Genomic DNA, 16,239 nt, shown 5'->3' with positions numbered 1-16,239 from the left:
TATCAAAACGGAAAATATTAATCTTAATGGGTGAGTTTAAACACCAGCTCCTTGAGAATTTGTGCATCATCCAGTCCAGCGGAATCCACGCCTTTGGACCTTAAATCTGCCTCTTTCAAATAGCCCATATTATCAATAACCTTGCCTAAGGGGTAGTTTTTGGCCGCCAGGATGTATTCTTTCACAAAATAGGGATTCACCTTCAACATGGATGCTAACGCTGAATCCGGTTTATCCTTGTTGCCGTGCACCAATAAAATCCTGGAGTAATGTAGGTACAATAGAGCGATGATCGGAATTAAGGGATTGTTCTTCGTATTCTGCGCAAAATAGGTAATGATTTTGTTGGCCTTAATCACATCCCTATAGCTCAAGGCCTTGGTCAGCTCAAAGTTGTTGTATTCCTTATTGATCCCGATAAACTGCTGGATATGCTGGCTGTTGATCTCCACTGGCTCCGAAAAGTTGATAAGCATCTTATCCACTTCGTTGGTCAACACCTCCAGGTTATTGCCAATAGATTCTGCCAAAATCTGGGCGGCCTTCACATCAATGGAAAAACCTTTGCTCTTAAAATAATCATTTACCCAAGGAGCCAATTTGTACTCAGGAACCTTGTCTGACTTTACCAAAATGGCTTTTTTATCCAATTCCTTGGCCAGAGGTTTTCTTCCATCAAGGGTTTTGTACTTATGGGAAAAAACCAGTATGGTGCTAGGAAGGGGATTTTGAAGGTAGGATAAGAGCAAGCTGTCGCCAGCTTCCTTGCCCAAATCCGATATGGACTGGGCTTCTTTTACAATCACCAGCTGCCTCTCAGCCATCATAGGAAAGCGTTTGGCATTAGTGATTACCACGCTCATGTTGGCATCCTTGCCATACATCATCACCTGGTTGAATCCCTTCTCATGTTCAGGGATTGCATGCTTTTCAATGTGGTTTACGATTTGGTCAATGAAATAAGGTTCCTCACCTTGCAAAAAGTAAACAGGGGCATATTTTCCTGCCTTTAAGTTCTTGAGGACTTCTTCTGGTTTTGCGGGCATAAGTTGGAATTTGGTTCAAATATATAAATTATTAGCCTTTTAAAAAGGGATAATAAAGACCTATAACTGCCAATTAAACTTAATTACTGTTAAATTTGTATTCTTATCAAACCAAACCAAAAATTGTGAAAAAACTAGAGATAGCAGTAGGACTTTATAAAATAGGTAAGTTTGAGGAAGCATTGGTTCATTTCAATGAGCTGGTGGATGAAGATCCCAAGAATACTGAATACATGCTGTTTAGAGGCCGGATTTTATCCAGGTTGGGTCAATTGGAAAATGCGTTGAGCGATTTCGAGACAATTTCCGGCATGGAGCCGCACAATACCGATTTTATCAGTGACAAGGCAGTGGTGCTTCACTTGATGAAAAGAAACGAGGAGGCCTTGGAGGCGTTCAATAAGGCCTTAAACCTTGATCCACAAAACCCCTACAGATATTCCAGCCGAGCTTATTTCAAGGATAGAATTGGTGATTTGGAAGGTTCAATCGCAGATTATGAAAAAGCTATAGAAATGGATCCGGAAGATGCCGTTTCTTATAACAACAAAGGCTTGGTAGAAGAAAAGCTCGGCTATCAGCAGAGAGCCAAGAAAAGCTTCCATAAAGCAGATGAATTGGTGGGCTATAAGCCCAAAGAAACTGAAATTCCACAAAAAAATCCTGAAGATCTTCCCACCATTGGTGATCAGGAAAACGATCAGGATTCAAAATTGTCGCTGAAAAACTACCTCTCTACTGTCAAAGATGTATTCACCGATGGCAAGACCCGCAAAGAGTTTTTCGATTTCTTATTTAGGAAAAAGGATTAAACAGATTTTATGACCCATAAAGGCTTATTAATAAAATAAGACATCTTTTTGGACAGGTTATCAGTAAAGAGTTGGTCAAACCAGCTCTTTTTTTTGCTTAAGGTGACCAATACATCCCCTTTCGCTGTGATTAAGTAATTTTCAAGTCCCAGGCCTGGCTCATCCCTATAGCTTTTTAATACGTAATTGACCTTTTCATAGCGGATAAATGGCTCCAGTTCGGCCATCATCGTCTGATGAAGCGCCTTGTCTATCTGCTTCTTCTTGGTGCCTACATGGACAATGTCTATTTCGCTGTCATAAAAACTGGCCAATTCTACGACTTTTTGGATGGCAATCTTATCTTCCTCCATATAGTCGGTAGCATACACAAACTTGCGAGGCTTTTTGAAGAAAACTTTCCTTGGGACAACAAATACGTCATGGTCGGATTTTGCGACTACTTTTGAAGTGCGGGTGCCTATATAATTGGATTTGAAATCGTTGATTCCCTCGGTGCCCATGATGATCATGTCTACCTTGTGCTCATCTGCATATTCTAGAATGGTCGAACTCGTTTTGCCTTCCTTAATTTCACTGGTCACGGCGGCCAGTCCTTTCGGAATGCTCTCTTTTTCTACCTCCTTGACTAGGCTCTCTATTTTCTTCTCAGCAAAATTGAGCAAATCATACATTTTCGGATCCCTAGACAATAGCTTTTGATAATCATCTGTATTTGGAACATGAAACAATATCAATTCTGCTTGGTATTTTTCACCCAGTTTGGCCGCATACTCAATCGCATTGAGTGAGCATTCTGAAAAATCAGTCGGACACAATATTTTAAAAGTACTCATAAATGCTCTTTCGTTTTAATAGCCTTTTTCTTGGTTCACTACATTCCTCAAAGGTTTCCCCTCCATCCACCTCCTGCAATTTTCCGCAATCTTCGGTGCGGCTGCCAGTGGGTTGGTCACACTGGCAATATGGGGTGTCATGGTAATTTTCTCATTATCCCAAAATGGATGGTCTTTGGGAAGGGGTTCCTTGCTATAAACATCCAGCAAAGTACCCGATATATGCCCTTTTTTCAAGGCTTTTATGAGATCCTCTTCCACCAGATGTTTTCCACGCGCCACGTTAATCAAATAGGTACCCTTTTGGCAATCCTCAAAGAAGTCGCTATTTAAGAATCCCTCAGTCTGCTCTGTCAGGGGCAAGAGACAGGCTATCACGTTTACTTTATCCAGAAATGACTTTAAACCTTCCTTTCCATGGAAATACGTAAAAGGAAAATCTTCTTTTGGACTGTTTCCATATCCATATACATCAAAACCCATGTAGGATAATTTATCCAAAACATCTCCACCCAAAGCTCCCACTCCCATCACGCCAACTTTTACATCGATTTCAGGGTTTTTCATATCCCATCGTTTCTTTTTTTGGTTTTCCTGAAAGTGGCTCAACCTTCGGTGGAAATTCAGCACCCCCATAACCACATAATTGGTCATGGAGAAGGTCAGTTTTTCATCCTTAATCCTTGCCACAGGAATTCCTTCTGGCAGATACGGGTCGTTGAGAATATGGTCCACCCCTGCCCCCATCGAGCTGATGAACTTTAAGTTGGTGAATTTCTTCAAAATCCCCTTAGGATGCTGCCATAGCATCACCATATCCACATTTTCGGGTGAACTGATTTCAGGGTATACCTGAATATTCACCCCTTTGGCTTCTTTTTCTATCGTTTCTTTCCAAACGGTAACATCACGTCCTGGCGCTATAATAGCTATGTTCATTTTTTGCTGATAAACAGGTTATCTTTTATGTAATACCTCCAGGGTAATGCCGCATCTTCTTCGGCATAATCTACTCCTATCCTAGTGGTTTCCACAATTTCAAATTTCGGTTCGCTTTCCAGCTTGCCTATCCAAATCGGGGACTCTTTATTATAAAGGACGGTATCGTTGTATTGTTTATGGATGCCCATCGCCATAGCAAGCTTTCCCGGTCCATTGCAAAGCGTTTTTATATTTTCCATGCCGCGGCGAATCTTCATTTCCTCAATGCCTTTTAGCGGCTCCAGAGCTCTAATCAAGACTGCATTGGCCTGATTTTCAATATGCGTGACAATGTTAAACAGATGATGGATCCCATAGCAGAGGTACACATAACTGCGCCCTCCTTCCTTAAACATTACTTCAGTTCTTTTCGTATTTCGATTGAGATATGCATGACAAGCTTTATCTTTATTCCCGTCATAGGCTTCCGTTTCTACGATTCTGCCCGCTGTGATGGATTCGCCAATTTGGGAGACCATTATTTTGCCAAGCAGCTCTTTGGAAATCTGAGTAACCTCATTTTCCAAAAAGAATTCTTTAGGCAATACGGTTAGGTTCATGACGCAATAAAAACTAGCTTAAATTAAGAATTAATTGAATTATAAGCAATAATATTACCATAATATAAGTCATATTTAAAATTAATAATAAAATTTTATGAAGAGAAAATTAGCTCTGTTTGTTATCCTGTTGAGTATGATGGGATATGCTTCTGTAAATGGCCAACAAATCCAAATGCCTCAGGCGAGCCCGGAAGCTACATTGAGTCAAAAAATCGGTTTGACCGATGTGAAAATTGAGTATAGCCGACCTAGTATGAAGGGTAGAAAGATTTTTGGTGAACTGGTGCCCTACGGAAAAGTTTGGAGAACCGGGGCAAATGCAGCTACTATAATCACCTTTTCCACAGATGTGAAAGTGGAAGGTAGAGACCTTGAGAAAGGCAGCTATGCCATTTATTCTATTCCTGAAAAAGAGGATTGGACCATCATTTTCTCCAAAAACACCAAGCTTTGGGGCTCCATCGGTTATGATCAGGCCGATGATGTGTTCAGGTTTAGGGTAAGACCTTCGAAAACTGCCAACAAGTATGAAACCATGGAGATTAACTTCGTGGACATGACCGATACCGGCGCCTCAGTAGCTATGAAATGGGAAAGAACTTCGGTTAAATTCCGCATCGAGACCGAGGTGGATCCAATAGTGATGAAGCAAATCCAAGAGATGGTAATCGACCAGGATCCTCAAAATCCCGGCTTATATTATCAGGCTGCCAACTATTATTACACCAATAAGAAAGACTTGAATCAGGCTTTAGAATGGATTAGCAAGTCCGTTGATAATGATCCAAAATACTGGACGCTACATTTGAAAGCCAAAATTGAGAATGATCTTGGTAAAAAGGAGGAAGCCAGAATAAGCGCTAGAAAATCTCTGGAAATGGCCAAGGAAGCCAAAAATGATGATTATGTAACGCTCAATGAGAGGCTGTTAAGGTCAATCAGGTAGAAAATGATAAGGCTGAGGAAAATTCCTCAGCCTTTATTTTTTACTGTTATTTTGGTGTTGTTTGGCCAATTATCGGCTGAAGTAATGCGGAAAGCCCCATCACCAATAGACAACCAATAGCATTGTACCAGAGGAAGCCAATATCAATTGCAACCCCGAATAACTCTCCGCCGTTGTGCCAATGAATGATCAGGATACAGGCTTCGGAAAGCAAGGCGGCAATAAACACTGCGTTTCCTTTCACCCACTTCATATAAAAGCCCACCAAAAATATCCCTAGAATGGTACCATAAAACAGGGAGCCCAAAAGGTTGACAGCTTGAATAAGGTTTTCAAACAGGGAGGCATAGGTCGCAAATATGATGGCAAATACACCCCAAATGGCGGTAAACCATTTTGAGGAAAGCATATAATGAACAGAGCTTTCTTCCTGCTTGATGGACCGCTTATAAACATCCACCGTGGTAGTTGAGCCCAATGCATTTAGCTCCGAGGCTGTAGAGGACATGGCCGCACTAAAAATCACGGCAAATAGCAATCCTATCACTCCTGTTGGCAGATAATCCATTACAAAACGCATGAAAACATAATCGGTATCCCTGGTTTCAGCAGCGGGATTGTTTTTAAGGATCAATGATTTTACCTCCGTTCTGATTTCTTCCTGTTCCAAGGAAGATTGCTGTATGGACTGCTGATAAGTGCGAATACTGTTTTCATCCTTGGCTTTCACAGCCTCCAACATAGCCATGATATCCTGATTTTTTTCAACAAACTTCTGGTCATATGCATCCTGAAGTAGTAAGAAATCTTCCTGATAAGGACTGCCAATGATATTCTCTGTTTGGACTTTATTGAAAAATATGGGAGGTTGGTAGAATTGGTAAAACACGAAAACCATCACGCCTATAAAAAGGATGATAAATTGCATAGGGACCTTGAGAAAACCATTCATGATCAACCCCATCCTGCTTTCAGCCAAGGATTTCCCTGTAAGGTACCGCTGAACTTGGCTTTGGTCTGTACCAAAATAGGAAAGAAACAGAAACAGGGCCCCAGTCAGTCCCGACCAGAAATTATACCTGTCTGAAAGGTCAAATTCAAAGTTGACAATGTTTAATTTCTCCATTTTTCCGGCTACATGGAGGGCTTCGGTAAATTTGATGGGAAGCAAATAGATTACAAAGCCACCGGCCAATATCATTCCTCCCATCATCACAGCCATTTGTTGCTTTTGAGTGATGGAAACGGCTTTGGTCCCGCCTGAGACCGTATAGATAATTACTAATACCCCTATCAGGATATTTGTCCAAGTCAGATTCCAGCCAAGGAGAGTCGAAAGAATGATAGATGGTGCATAAATGGTAATTCCAGCAGCTAATCCCCTTTGAATCAGGAATAAAAGTGCTGCCAGAGTCCTAGTTTTTAAATTGAATCTATTCTCCAAAAACTCATACGCAGTATACACTTTGAGTCGGTAATACAGCGGAATGAAGGTGACAGAGAGAATGATCATGGCCACCGGAAGCCCAAAATAGAACTGTATAAAACGCATTCCATCTTCAAATGCCTGGCCTGGAGTACTTAAAAAGGTGATAGCAGAAGCTTGGGTGGCCATAATGGATAAGCCAATTGTCCACCAATTCATATCACTGTTTCCCTTGAGGTAGCTTTCCATGTCTTTGGCCCCATAGGTCTTATATACTCCGTAAGAAACGATGGAAATCAGGGTCCCAAATAAAATTATCCAATCAATATTGCTCATGAGTAATATTGGGTCATCCAGTATAACAACATGATCAAAACCCCGAGCACCACCACCAATCCAATGTAATATTTACGCCAATCAATCTTGTCCATCCTGGGTTTGCTCGATTAGATTCACAAATAATTTAATCGCACCCGGCACACCGGCAGGAAGCAAACGGAACCAACTGATTCCGGAATAAGCAAAAGTGCCATTTCCATGGTCAGTATAAAGCAAGGAACCTTTTTTGGGACTTTCACCCGGATCATTCATGGTAAATGGTGTCTGGTATTTAGAATCCCACTCTCCGGCAAAATATAGGCCCCTTTCCTGAACCCAATTTTCAAAATCACTCTCCGAAATCCGATGAGGATAAGTAAGAATCCTACTGTCACCATCGAATTTAACCGGCGCTTCTTCCACCGAAACTCGATCCCTGGATAACTTTATAGGATAAGGTCCCAATTGGTTGGTTAGCAGAGGTGAGCTGGTATTATATTGTACGATCATATTGCCACCGTCCTTCACATAGGAAAGCAGCTGGTCCATATTGTTGGCCAGGTTTTCATTGACATTGAAAGCTCTGATTCCGGTGATGATAGTGGAATATTGCTTAAGATTATTGGAGGTCAGGCTGCCATTGTCAAGCAGGGTAACCTGGTAACCCATCTGCTGCAAGACCTCTGGGATATCATCTCCTGCACCTGGAATATAGCCAATATGCTGATCACTTAATTGAAGGTTCAGATTCAAGATATTAAACCTGCTCTTGGGGAAATAGGTGAGGTTGGGGATATGCTTATATTTAATGCGGATAATATCTTGATCAAACTCTCTCCCATCTTCCAAGGTGTATTTGGCCACTACATCAAGTTTTTCAGTACCCGTGGGCAATTCACCAATTGCTATTGAAAAAAACTTCTTCTTTTTGACTTCATCGGTTCTATTGTGAAGAATCTTGTATTGACCTGGATTTAATCCGTCCAAAGTAAGCTTTCCGCTTATGACATCCTCAAAAAAACCTATCTCTACTTCCACTTGGGTTTCTTTTCCCTTTTTTAGAAACACATTTTTAGCCCCCACGTGAACTACCACTTCAGGAGTGATGGTGAACGGCTGTTTGGTTTCGCCATCGACCTGGTCATTAAACTTATACATCAATGGCAATTCGTATTGGAAATGCTGCCCTTGGAGTTCAAAAGCCAATAAGCCGGATAGACTAGGTTTATTGAAGGCTTGCCCTATACTTTTTTGATTGCTTATTGAAAAAACATTGTCCAGAATTTCCTCCTCCAACCAATACGGCTGGCTAACTGGATATTCCAGGGGTAGGGTGATTTTAATGTCTTTTTTGAATGGTTTGTTTTTTTCTACTGACTCTTCAAGTTCAAGTTTCTTATCTAGGATTGTATACGACTGCAACCTGATGTCTGTATTGGATGGGGAGTTAAATACGAGGGTCGATTTTATTTCTTTTCCAGGAAATGATAACTCTTCATCGGCATTGAATTCTGCAGTTAAGCCCAAAATATCAAAAATAATTTCATCTATTGCCTTTCTCTTTTCGATTAACCAATCCTCATTTCCTGTTTCAAGATTTAAACTTCTTCTAATCTCCAAAAGGTTTTCCAAATTGGCTCCTAGATTAACAAAGTCAAAAGCGTCAATTGCTTCAGAAATTTTCGATTCCATTATTTGCCCATTGGGTATCCCCTCCCATCGGTTCTTTACTGTTTCGAAAGGATCATTCGTGAATTTAGGTCCATCAACAAGCTGTATATAATCTGTTCCAGCTCCAATTTGGGCTGTGGCCCCAAAACCTTGGGACTTGTGCATCGTACGGCTAGCTGCAGCAATTTGGGAATAAGTACGCCCAAGTACGGAGTTATAATCGCCTACAGGAAATGTGTGGTATTTTTTGTCCCCATCCGGTTCGTATTCGCCGCCCCAGTTATAAGCATTCCAAAAAATCCTTTTTGGCTGCCAAGCGGAAGTATGTAAAAGTTGCTCGGGGAATTTGGTGCTATCGCCTGCGATCTTAAACGCTTCGCCAGCGAGAATTGCTGAACTGGTGTGATGCCCATGTGTCCCTCCCGGTTCGGTATTGAATCTAGTGATAATGATATCAGGCTTGTAATTTCTGATTACCCACACCACGTCACTCAAAATAGTTTCTTTATCCCAGTTGTTGAAAGTCTCATCCGGATTTTTGCTGAAACCAAAGTCAATGGCTCTGGTGAAAAACTGCCTGCCGCCATCTACTTTTCGAGCCTGAAGGAGCTCTTGGGTCCTTATCATCCCCAATTCCAAGCCCAACTCCTTGCCGATGAGGTTTTGACCGCCATCACCCCTCGTAAGGGATAGGTATGCTATCTGGGCATGTTTTTCATTGGCCAAATAAGAAATCAAACGTGTGTTTTCATCATCGGGGTGGGCAGCCACATACAGGACTCTTTTGGTTTCCTTAAGCTTTAACAGCTCATGGTAAATTTCAGAGGAGGTCCTGTTGCGATGTTGAGAATAGGATTTGGGCAGAAAGATCAAGCAGAGCAGAATTGCCAGCACGGAAGTCCGCATACAGTTTATCATGGGTTCAAAAACTAATTGACCCTAAATCTAAATCAATAAAGCCAAATTTTAAAAGAATATTATATAAATGGAGAGGCCTTTTCCAGGTTTTTTAAAACCAAAAAAGCAGTCTTTAAAAGACTGCTTTTACAATTTTGAGCCCCTTGCCGGGATCGAACCAGCGACCTACTGATTACAAGTCAGTTGCTCTACCAGCTGAGCTAAAGAGGCTATAATTGAGCCTCCTGTCGGGATCGAACCAACGACCTACTGATTACAAGTCAGTTGCTCTCCCAGCTGAGCTAAAGAGGCTATAATTGAGCCTCCTGTCGGGATCGAACCAACGACCTACTGATTACAAGTCAGTTGCTCTACCAGCTGAGCTAAAGAGGCTAAAATTGAGCCTCCTGTCGGGATCGAACCAACGACCTACTGATTACAAGTCAGTTGCTCTACCAGCTGAGCTAAAGAGGCTAAAAGTGAGCCTCCTGTCGGGATCGAACCAACGACCTACTGAATACAAGTCAGTTGCTCTCCCAGCTGAGCTAAAGAGGCTAAAAGTGAGCCTCCTGTCGGGATCGAACCATCGACCTACTGATTACAAGTCAGTTGCTCTACCAGCTGAGCTAAGGAGGCTTTGATGTTTTTGATAAGGGGCTTTTCCCTTATTGCGAGTGCAAATATAGGTCTAAGGCACAGTTTATTCAAATAATTTGGAAGAAAATTTAGGGAGATGCAACTATCTCCCTAAATGTGAACTTCTTAAAATTCTCTCAGAATGGAAAGTTTTTTCTTCAACCTGTCAATTTCTTTCTCTGCTTTCACGATTTTTTCGTCAAACTGATCTTTCAATTTATCAGCAGTGCGTGATGCAGCAAAAAATTCCAAGTTGTTTTTCCAAAGGGTAATATTGTTTTCCAGATCGGCAATCTGTTTTCTGATACCATGCTCTTTTTTGTTCAACTCCCTATTTCCGTGTGGGTCTGCCTGTAGTTTGGTGAGGTTAAGCCTGAAGAGGAATTCTTCTTTATCACCGCTTTCCACCCCCAGTTTATTTACATATTGATCTAATGCCTCGTTGAACTTGGCAGCGATGTCTTTTATGTTTTTTCTTGGTACAAAACCAATGCTGTTGTATTCGGCAATAAAGCCCTCAAGCTCTTCCTGGGAAAGGTTTTCTCCAGTTGAAGCCGTGGATTTGATCTTTTCGCAAAGCTGCTCCTTTTCATTAAGGTTTTGATCAAACTCCTTGTTAAGCTCCTTATTGGCTTGTCTTCTTTTATCAAAGAAAGTGTCACAGGCTTTCTTAAAGCGCTTGTAAAGATCATCCCTCACTTTTTCAGGAGTTGGTCCAATCTTTTTCCAGTCCTGCTGCAGCTGAATCAGTTCCTTGCCGGCCGCCTGCCAGTCGGTACTATCAGAAAAAGAAGTAGCTTTAGCAATTAGCTCTTCAGCCTTGGCCTTGTTTTGAAGCCTTATTTCGTCAAGTTCTTTGAAAAACAGGTTTTTGTTATGGAAAAACTGTTTGAACAGTCCCCAAAACTTCTTGTTGATTTCTTTTCCGCTTTCACGGGGTACAGGCCCCACTGCCTCCCATTGTTTCTGGATATCCAAGATTTCCTTGGTTTTATTATTCCAGTCTTTAATACGGTCAGCTTTGAAGTCTTTATACTGATCAAGTTTTTCGATCAAAGCCTCTTTTTTAACTTGATTGGCTTTGAAAACTTCAACTTGGTCTTCATAATAGTTTTTCCTTCTAGCGTAAATGGCATCTGAGGCTGACTTGAATCTTTGCCATACTTGCTCCTGTTCCTCTCTCGGCACCGGACCAACGTGCTTAAATTCATCATGGAGATCATTCAAAACCTTGATGGCTTCTTTTAAGTCTTCAGACTGTCCTAAATGCTCCGCACGCTGACAGATTTCCAGCTTATGTTCCAGGTTTTTTTTACGATCAAGCTCTTTAAGCTCAAAATAAATGCTTCTATTATCATAAAACCTATCCATCAAGGCATTATAAGATGCCCAAAGGTTTTTATTTTGGGAAGCTGGGACAGGCCCGATTTTCTTCCATTCTTCCTGAATTTCCTTTATCGTGCTTATGCTGTGGGTGGTCTCTTCCCCATCCACCAATTCACGAAGCTTTTGCAGGATTTCATTTTTGGCGTGAAGATTTTTTTCCTTGTTCTTTTCTAACTCTTTGATCTGGTTAGCCTTGCGCTCACGGAATTCGTTGTAATATTTGAAAAAATCTTTATCTTCATCAGTATTTCTATATTGAAAGTCATCAGGATTACCTCCCTCCTGCTCGAATTTGGCTGCAGCCTCTTTTTTCTCCAGTTGATAAAATTCATCAAAATGAGCTTTAATTTCATTAACTTCCCCATCCTTTTTAATTAGCTGATCCGCTGCCAATATTTCTTTTAGAGCTGAAATCAGCTCTTTTTTCGAATGGTTGGAATAATCGACATGATGGTCTTCTTCCTCATGTGGATTTTCATCTGAATCATGCTCCTGATTTTGGGCTGCTTGAATACCCTCTTGAGTTTCATTAACTTCCGGGGTCACCTGATCTTGCTTTGACATTTCTTTATCGTTGTCCATAAATACTGGGGTAATATAAAACTTTTGAAAAGCTATAAACAAAAGTAAGAAATTTTGGCTAATTCAATCTTGGGTCTATCGGATAATTTGCCAGAAGTTGATATTCGCCCCCCATGTTCTTTAGAATTATTTTCCAAAGCTCATCCGGATCCGAATTAAAAATATGCTGAGAAAGCTCAGAGGGACATACAATCCAAGTTTTTAAGTCAATTTCTTCCTGCAGCTGGCCTTCGGACCAACCACTGTATCCCAAAAAGAATCTAAACTTGTCTACATCCAAATCGCTGGTTTTCAATTTATCCACCAATTCTGTGAAATTTCCACTCCACCAAATATCTGGAGCCAAAGGAATGCTGCCGGTGATAAGCTGGTCGCCATGGTAGATAAAATGCAGGGTGTTTTGCTCAACGGGTCCTCCCACGTATACAGAAGTGTCATAACTACTCAGGTCTTGAATGAGGTCCCCTAAGCGGACTATGGAAAGTTTATTTAAGACAAGGCCAAAAGAGCCTTTCTCATTGTGCTCACAGAGCAGAATGACTGATCTTACAAAATTTTCGTCTTGCAAAAAAGGTTCGGAGATCAGCAGATCACCCGCCACTGGACTTTTATTAGAAGTTAATCCCATGAAAAATAACGTTTATATTATTCTGTCAATTTATATCAAAATTTTTTAAATGCAATAAGTATATTAATTTTATATCAGCACCCAATTACCAACATCATAACCATGAATATAGCTGCACTTAGGAATGAATATTCCCTCAAGACTCTGGATGTGGACCATGTTAACCACAATCCAATTGATCAATTCAAAAAGTGGTTTGAGGAAGCTTTAGAAGTAAAGGCCGTAGAGGCAAATGCCATGAACTTGGCCACGGTCAATGATAGCAACAAACCCTCTGCCAGGGTGGTACTTTTAAAGGGAGTGGATCACGGATTTGTCTTTTTTACAAATTATGAAAGTAGAAAAGGCCAACAAATAGCCAAAAACCCCTTTGCTGCCTTGACCTTTTTCTGGCCTGAACTCGAAAGGCAAGTGCGGATCGAAGGGAAGCTGGAGAAAATCGCGGCAGCTGAATCGGATGAGTACTTTTCCTCCCGACCTGTGGGCAGCCAGATTGGGGCCATTACCTCCCCCCAAAGTAAGGTAATTCCGAATAAAGAGTTTTTACAGAAACGTCTTACTGAAGTTGAGCAATCTTATAAGGATAAGATTATTGATAGACCTGACCATTGGGGTGGTTACCGACTAATTCCCAATGTAATCGAATTTTGGCAGGGGAGACCAAGTAGGCTCCATGATAGGCTAGAATTCCAGTTGGACGAAACTGGGAATTGGCAAATCAATAGATTGGCCCCATAATAAAAACAGGCCTGAAGGTATTTCAGGCCTGTTTTTATTTTATATTGAAAAGGTTACCCGTCCCTATGGTTCGTTCGACGGTAAAACCCTCACCATACTTCACATTGATACTGTGGCCAAACTCTTTGGCTCTAGCTTCGATAAAATCCAAAAATTCCGGAGAAGAAATGAAGCTTTGGGGTTCGTTGCTGTCAGGATCGTGGAATTGGGACTTAAAAGCGCGAATGCTTTCCACCTTTTTCTCCCAAAACCCAGAAATATCCATTACAAAATCAGGCTTGATGTAATTGTTCTGTATGTAATGATAGACATATTTAGGTCTCCAAGGTTCCTGCTCCTCCCCCTCTAGTTCCGTAACCACTCGCCTTAAGCCACTGGTAAAACAGGCTTTTGTAGCAACCTGAGCTCCTTTTCCATGATCAGGATGCCTATCAGAAATCGCATTGGCCAATACAATTTCAGGCTTGTATTTCCTGATTATCTTTACTATTTCCAAATGGTGTTTTTCGTCATCTGTGAAAAACACATCTCTAAATTTAAGGTTTTCCCGCATGCTAAGCCCTAAAACTTCAGCGGCTGCGGCACTTTCCTCCATTCTTATGGCTGGCGTGCCGCGTGTTCCCATTTCCCCTTGAGTAAGATCCAATATACCTACCTTAAAACCTTGGGCCACATGTGCAGCTAGGGTTCCTGAGCAGGAAAGTTCGGCATCATCAGGATGGGCGGCTATCGCCAAAATGTCAAGTTTCATATATTTTAAAGCTTAAAAAGGTAATCATTTAATTTTCAATCGTTGTCCAACTTTGATTATCGATCTGGTAGAAATTCCATTCAGACGCGCAATCTGGTTGACAGATACTCCATACCTTCTCGCAATTAGACCCAGATTTTCCCCACTTCTTACTCTGTGATAAACTGCTTGTTGTGCTTTGATCACATGATCAAAACTGTTAGCGGTGATCGTGTAAGAATCACCTTTGATTCGCCCGATATTAAAATCAAAAATTTCCGTAGGGTTGATGGATAGTCCTTGGTACCGTATTTCATAATGCAAGTGCGGTCCGGAGCTCCGTCCCGTACTCCCTCCTAGACCTAGCACATCACCTGCAATCACTTCTTGCCCTACTTCAACCAGTATCTTGGACATATGTCCATAGAGTGTCTCCAAACCATTTTTATGCCTTACCACGACATAATAACCATAACCATTCCTATCGTAGGATTTGATACGGACAATTCCATCAAAGGTACTATGAATGGGATCACCGGTGTTTAGTTTTAAATCTGTACCGTGATGCCATCTGATCCTTCTGAAACCAAAGTCTGAAGTGATCCGAGTTTCTTGCAAAGGCACGTGCCAATTACTTCCGAAGAATTGATCGTATAGCTTTATATGAACCGTGTCTTTAAAGTCTTTGGGGTTAAAGTTATAAATATTGATTTTTTGGCTATCCCAAGATGAGTAATACTCAAAAGCAGTGACCCAAATGCTGTCAATCATGATTTGCTCAGAAACCTTCACCAACTGATTGGTTGGGGCCCATATTAATGTTGTAGTATCCTCACTAATGGGGCTCAATCGCCTTTTCAAGTTTACATAGTCCTTATAAATAAGGGAATCGGTTTCCTTTCTTAGGTCTTTTAAGTATTGTTGGACATCGAAGGTTTCCAAGCTCCGGGTGGCTGGGGCTTCAATGGGCTGGGTTTTGGGTGCGTTTTTTTTGAATATACGGGGAAATTGCTGCGCTTGGGAGGCATAGCTCATCAAGCACAGCAATCCAATAAATAAAATTCGGAATTGGAAACTCATTCGCCGTCTATACAAGCTCTTTTTCAGCCAAATATCTTTCTGCATCTAATGCAGCCATGCAACCTGTTCCAGCGGCAGTTACGGCTTGGCGGTAGATATGATCCTGAGCGTCTCCACATGCGAAGACTCCTTCAATATTGGTTCTGGTGCTTCCTGGCTGGGTGATGATATAGCCGGATTCATCCATGTCAATGTAGGATTTGAAAATATCAGTATTTGGCTGGTGGCCTATGGCAACAAAAAATCCAGTTACATTCAATTCAATGGTTTCACCGGTTTGATTGTTTCTCAATCTTGCACCGGTCACTTCCTCGTCACCCAAGATTTCTTCCGTTTCTGTATTCCAGAGAATTTCGATTTTCGGGTTGTTCATGACACGCTTTTGCATGATTTGAGAAGCTCTCATCTCGTCTCTCCTCACGATCATGTAAACCTTATTACAAATGTTGGAAAGATAGCTAGCCTCTTCACATGCTGTATCACCTGCCCCAACGATAGCTACATCTTGGCCTCTGAAGAAAAATCCATCACAAACCGCACAGGCTGAAACACCTTTTCCATTAAGACGGGTTTCGCTTTCAAGCCCAAGCCACTTCGCAGAGGCTCCGGTTGAAATCAAAACGGTATCTGCATGAATGGTTTTTTGATCGTCTACAATTACTTTGTGGGGTCTTTGAGAAAAATCAACTTCTGTAACCAGACCGTATCTCACATCAGTACCGAATCTTTCTGCCTGCTTCCTAAAATCCTCCATCATTTGAGGGCCCATTACCCCCTCAGGGTAACCCGGGTAATTCTCAACATCTGTGGTAATGGTCAACTGTCCACCAGGCTGGCCTCCAGTATATAAAACAGGCTTTAAACCTGCTCTTGCAGCGTAAATGGCTGCGGTATATCCTGCAGGACCTGACCCAACTATTAAAACTTGTATGCTTTCTATATCTTGGCTCATGGATTCATAAA

Annotated in this window: 14 protein-coding genes and 6 tRNA genes; 3 read left to right on the top strand and 17 right to left on the bottom strand. The window is 41.4% G+C overall.

From position 1 onward, the window contains the following. Positions 1 to 23 precede the first annotated feature (23 nt). Positions 24 to 1,046 (bottom strand): DNA polymerase III subunit delta, encoded by a 1,023-nt coding sequence (holA, locus tag KI659_RS11220; protein ID WP_213945431.1) that lies wholly within the window; start codon positions 1,044 to 1,046, stop codon positions 24 to 26. Between the two features lie 125 nt (positions 1,047 to 1,171). Here holA and KI659_RS11215 point away from each other — a divergent pair, with 125 nt between their 5' ends. Further along, entirely contained in the window at positions 1,172 to 1,858 is a 687-nt protein-coding gene (locus KI659_RS11215; RefSeq protein ID WP_213945430.1) for a tetratricopeptide repeat protein, read from the top strand. On the opposite strand, the gene KI659_RS11210 is transcribed toward KI659_RS11215, so the two are convergent. Genes KI659_RS11210 through KI659_RS11200 form a run of 3 tightly spaced genes read right to left on the bottom strand, consistent with a single transcriptional unit; the run spans position 1,855 to position 4,235 of the window. After that, entirely contained in the window at positions 1,855 to 2,694 is an 840-nt protein-coding gene (locus tag KI659_RS11210) for a universal stress protein (protein WP_213945429.1), read from the bottom strand. The two genes, KI659_RS11215 and KI659_RS11210, sit on opposite strands and share 4 nt — an antisense overlap. Before the next feature lie 15 nt (positions 2,695 to 2,709). Further along, on the bottom strand, positions 2,710 to 3,633 hold the full coding sequence (locus tag KI659_RS11205) for a 2-hydroxyacid dehydrogenase (protein ID WP_213945428.1): 924 nt from the start codon (positions 3,631 to 3,633) through the stop codon (positions 2,710 to 2,712). Next, on the bottom strand, positions 3,630 to 4,235 hold the full coding sequence (locus KI659_RS11200) for a DNA-3-methyladenine glycosylase (protein WP_213945427.1): 606 nt from the start codon (positions 4,233 to 4,235) through the stop codon (positions 3,630 to 3,632). The genes KI659_RS11205 and KI659_RS11200 overlap by 4 nt, the downstream gene beginning before the upstream one ends. A 97-nt stretch (positions 4,236 to 4,332) precedes the next feature. Here KI659_RS11200 and KI659_RS11195 point away from each other — a divergent pair, with 97 nt between their 5' ends. Next, positions 4,333 to 5,184 (top strand): DUF2911 domain-containing protein, encoded by an 852-nt coding sequence (locus KI659_RS11195; RefSeq protein WP_213945426.1) that lies wholly within the window; start codon positions 4,333 to 4,335, stop codon positions 5,182 to 5,184. Between the two features lie 46 nt (positions 5,185 to 5,230). Here the strand turns inward: KI659_RS11195 and KI659_RS11190 are convergent, their stop codons facing one another. The 10 genes from KI659_RS11190 to KI659_RS11145 form a co-directional block, all read right to left on the bottom strand. Beyond that, a complete protein-coding gene (locus KI659_RS11190; RefSeq protein ID WP_213945425.1) occupies positions 5,231 to 6,946 on the bottom strand; it encodes a sodium:solute symporter in 1,716 nt (571 codons plus the stop codon). Between the two features lie 81 nt (positions 6,947 to 7,027). After that, positions 7,028 to 9,505: a PIG-L family deacetylase gene (locus KI659_RS11185; RefSeq protein WP_213945424.1), complete on the bottom strand. Its 2,478-nt coding sequence runs from the start codon at positions 9,503 to 9,505 to the stop codon at positions 7,028 to 7,030. Positions 9,506 to 9,654: 149 nt separating this feature from the next. After that, a tRNA-Thr gene (locus tag KI659_RS11180) sits at positions 9,655 to 9,727 on the bottom strand. An 8-nt stretch (positions 9,728 to 9,735) separates the two neighbouring features. Beyond that, positions 9,736 to 9,808, bottom strand: a tRNA-Thr gene (locus KI659_RS11175). Between the two features lie 8 nt (positions 9,809 to 9,816). Continuing rightward, positions 9,817 to 9,889: transfer RNA gene (locus tag KI659_RS11170), tRNA-Thr, on the bottom strand. An 8-nt stretch (positions 9,890 to 9,897) separates the two neighbouring features. Then, a tRNA-Thr gene (locus KI659_RS11165) sits at positions 9,898 to 9,970 on the bottom strand. An 8-nt stretch (positions 9,971 to 9,978) separates the two neighbouring features. After that, positions 9,979 to 10,051 (bottom strand) — tRNA-Thr (locus KI659_RS11160). 8 nt (positions 10,052 to 10,059) lie between these two features. Next, a tRNA-Thr gene (locus KI659_RS11155) sits at positions 10,060 to 10,132 on the bottom strand. Between the two features lie 126 nt (positions 10,133 to 10,258). Continuing rightward, positions 10,259 to 12,100, bottom strand: a complete 1,842-nt coding sequence (locus KI659_RS11150) for a DUF349 domain-containing protein (RefSeq protein WP_213945423.1) — start codon at positions 12,098 to 12,100, stop codon at positions 10,259 to 10,261. A gap of 58 nt (positions 12,101 to 12,158) precedes the next feature. Further along, a complete protein-coding gene (locus KI659_RS11145) occupies positions 12,159 to 12,728 on the bottom strand; it encodes a YqgE/AlgH family protein (RefSeq protein ID WP_213945422.1) in 570 nt (189 codons plus the stop codon). Between the two features lie 102 nt (positions 12,729 to 12,830). Between KI659_RS11145 and pdxH the strand changes: the two genes are divergently transcribed. Further along, the gene (gene pdxH / locus KI659_RS11140; protein WP_213945421.1) at positions 12,831 to 13,466 is read left to right on the top strand and encodes a pyridoxamine 5'-phosphate oxidase; all 636 of its coding nucleotides are present in this window, start codon (positions 12,831 to 12,833) and stop codon (positions 13,464 to 13,466) included. Positions 13,467 to 13,500: 34 nt separating this feature from the next. On the opposite strand, the gene bshB1 is transcribed toward pdxH, so the two are convergent. From bshB1 to trxB, 3 genes are read right to left on the bottom strand one after another with little or no spacing between them, the layout of a single operon-like run. Then, complete coding sequence (gene bshB1, locus KI659_RS11135) at positions 13,501 to 14,217, bottom strand: bacillithiol biosynthesis deacetylase BshB1 (protein ID WP_213945420.1); 717 nt, start codon at positions 14,215 to 14,217, stop codon at positions 13,501 to 13,503. Positions 14,218 to 14,241: 24 nt separating this feature from the next. After that, positions 14,242 to 15,276, bottom strand: a complete 1,035-nt coding sequence (locus KI659_RS11130; protein WP_213945419.1) for a peptidoglycan DD-metalloendopeptidase family protein — start codon at positions 15,274 to 15,276, stop codon at positions 14,242 to 14,244. Between the two features lie 7 nt (positions 15,277 to 15,283). Continuing rightward, a complete protein-coding gene (gene trxB / locus KI659_RS11125) occupies positions 15,284 to 16,228 on the bottom strand; it encodes a thioredoxin-disulfide reductase (protein ID WP_213945418.1) in 945 nt (314 codons plus the stop codon). Positions 16,229 to 16,239 lie beyond the last annotated feature (11 nt).

Origin of the sequence: Litoribacter ruber, from assembly GCF_018449405.1 — a bacterium.
GTDB classification, from domain to species: domain Bacteria; phylum Bacteroidota; class Bacteroidia; order Cytophagales; family Cyclobacteriaceae; genus Litoribacter; species Litoribacter ruber.
Note: the sequence above shows the minus strand (reverse complement) of the source record. Positions and strands in the feature narration are given on the sequence as shown.

What these genes read in the sequence shown, in the direction of transcription:
- bshB1 (WP_213945420.1), bottom strand. Translation starts at nt 14,217, where the DNA reads ATGAAACTTGACATTTTGGCGATAGCCGCCCATCCTGATGATGCCGAA.
- KI659_RS11185 (WP_213945424.1), bottom strand. Translation starts at nt 9,505, where the DNA reads ATGCGGACTTCCGTGCTGGCAATTCTGCTCTGCTTGATCTTTCTGCCC.
- KI659_RS11190 (WP_213945425.1), bottom strand. Translation starts at nt 6,946, where the DNA reads ATGAGCAATATTGATTGGATAATTTTATTTGGGACCCTGATTTCCATC.
- KI659_RS11195 (WP_213945426.1), top strand. Translation starts at nt 4,333, where the DNA reads ATGAAGAGAAAATTAGCTCTGTTTGTTATCCTGTTGAGTATGATGGGA.
- KI659_RS11150 (WP_213945423.1), bottom strand. Translation starts at nt 12,100, where the DNA reads ATGGACAACGATAAAGAAATGTCAAAGCAAGATCAGGTGACCCCGGAA.
- KI659_RS11205 (WP_213945428.1), bottom strand. Translation starts at nt 3,633, where the DNA reads ATGAACATAGCTATTATAGCGCCAGGACGTGATGTTACCGTTTGGAAA.
- pdxH (WP_213945421.1), top strand. Translation starts at nt 12,831, where the DNA reads ATGAATATAGCTGCACTTAGGAATGAATATTCCCTCAAGACTCTGGAT.
- holA (WP_213945431.1), bottom strand. Translation starts at nt 1,046, where the DNA reads ATGCCCGCAAAACCAGAAGAAGTCCTCAAGAACTTAAAGGCAGGAAAA.
- KI659_RS11130 (WP_213945419.1), bottom strand. Translation starts at nt 15,276, where the DNA reads ATGAGTTTCCAATTCCGAATTTTATTTATTGGATTGCTGTGCTTGATG.
- KI659_RS11200 (WP_213945427.1), bottom strand. Translation starts at nt 4,235, where the DNA reads ATGAACCTAACCGTATTGCCTAAAGAATTCTTTTTGGAAAATGAGGTT.
- KI659_RS11210 (WP_213945429.1), bottom strand. Translation starts at nt 2,694, where the DNA reads ATGAGTACTTTTAAAATATTGTGTCCGACTGATTTTTCAGAATGCTCA.
- trxB (WP_213945418.1), bottom strand. Translation starts at nt 16,228, where the DNA reads ATGAGCCAAGATATAGAAAGCATACAAGTTTTAATAGTTGGGTCAGGT.
- KI659_RS11145 (WP_213945422.1), bottom strand. Translation starts at nt 12,728, where the DNA reads ATGGGATTAACTTCTAATAAAAGTCCAGTGGCGGGTGATCTGCTGATC.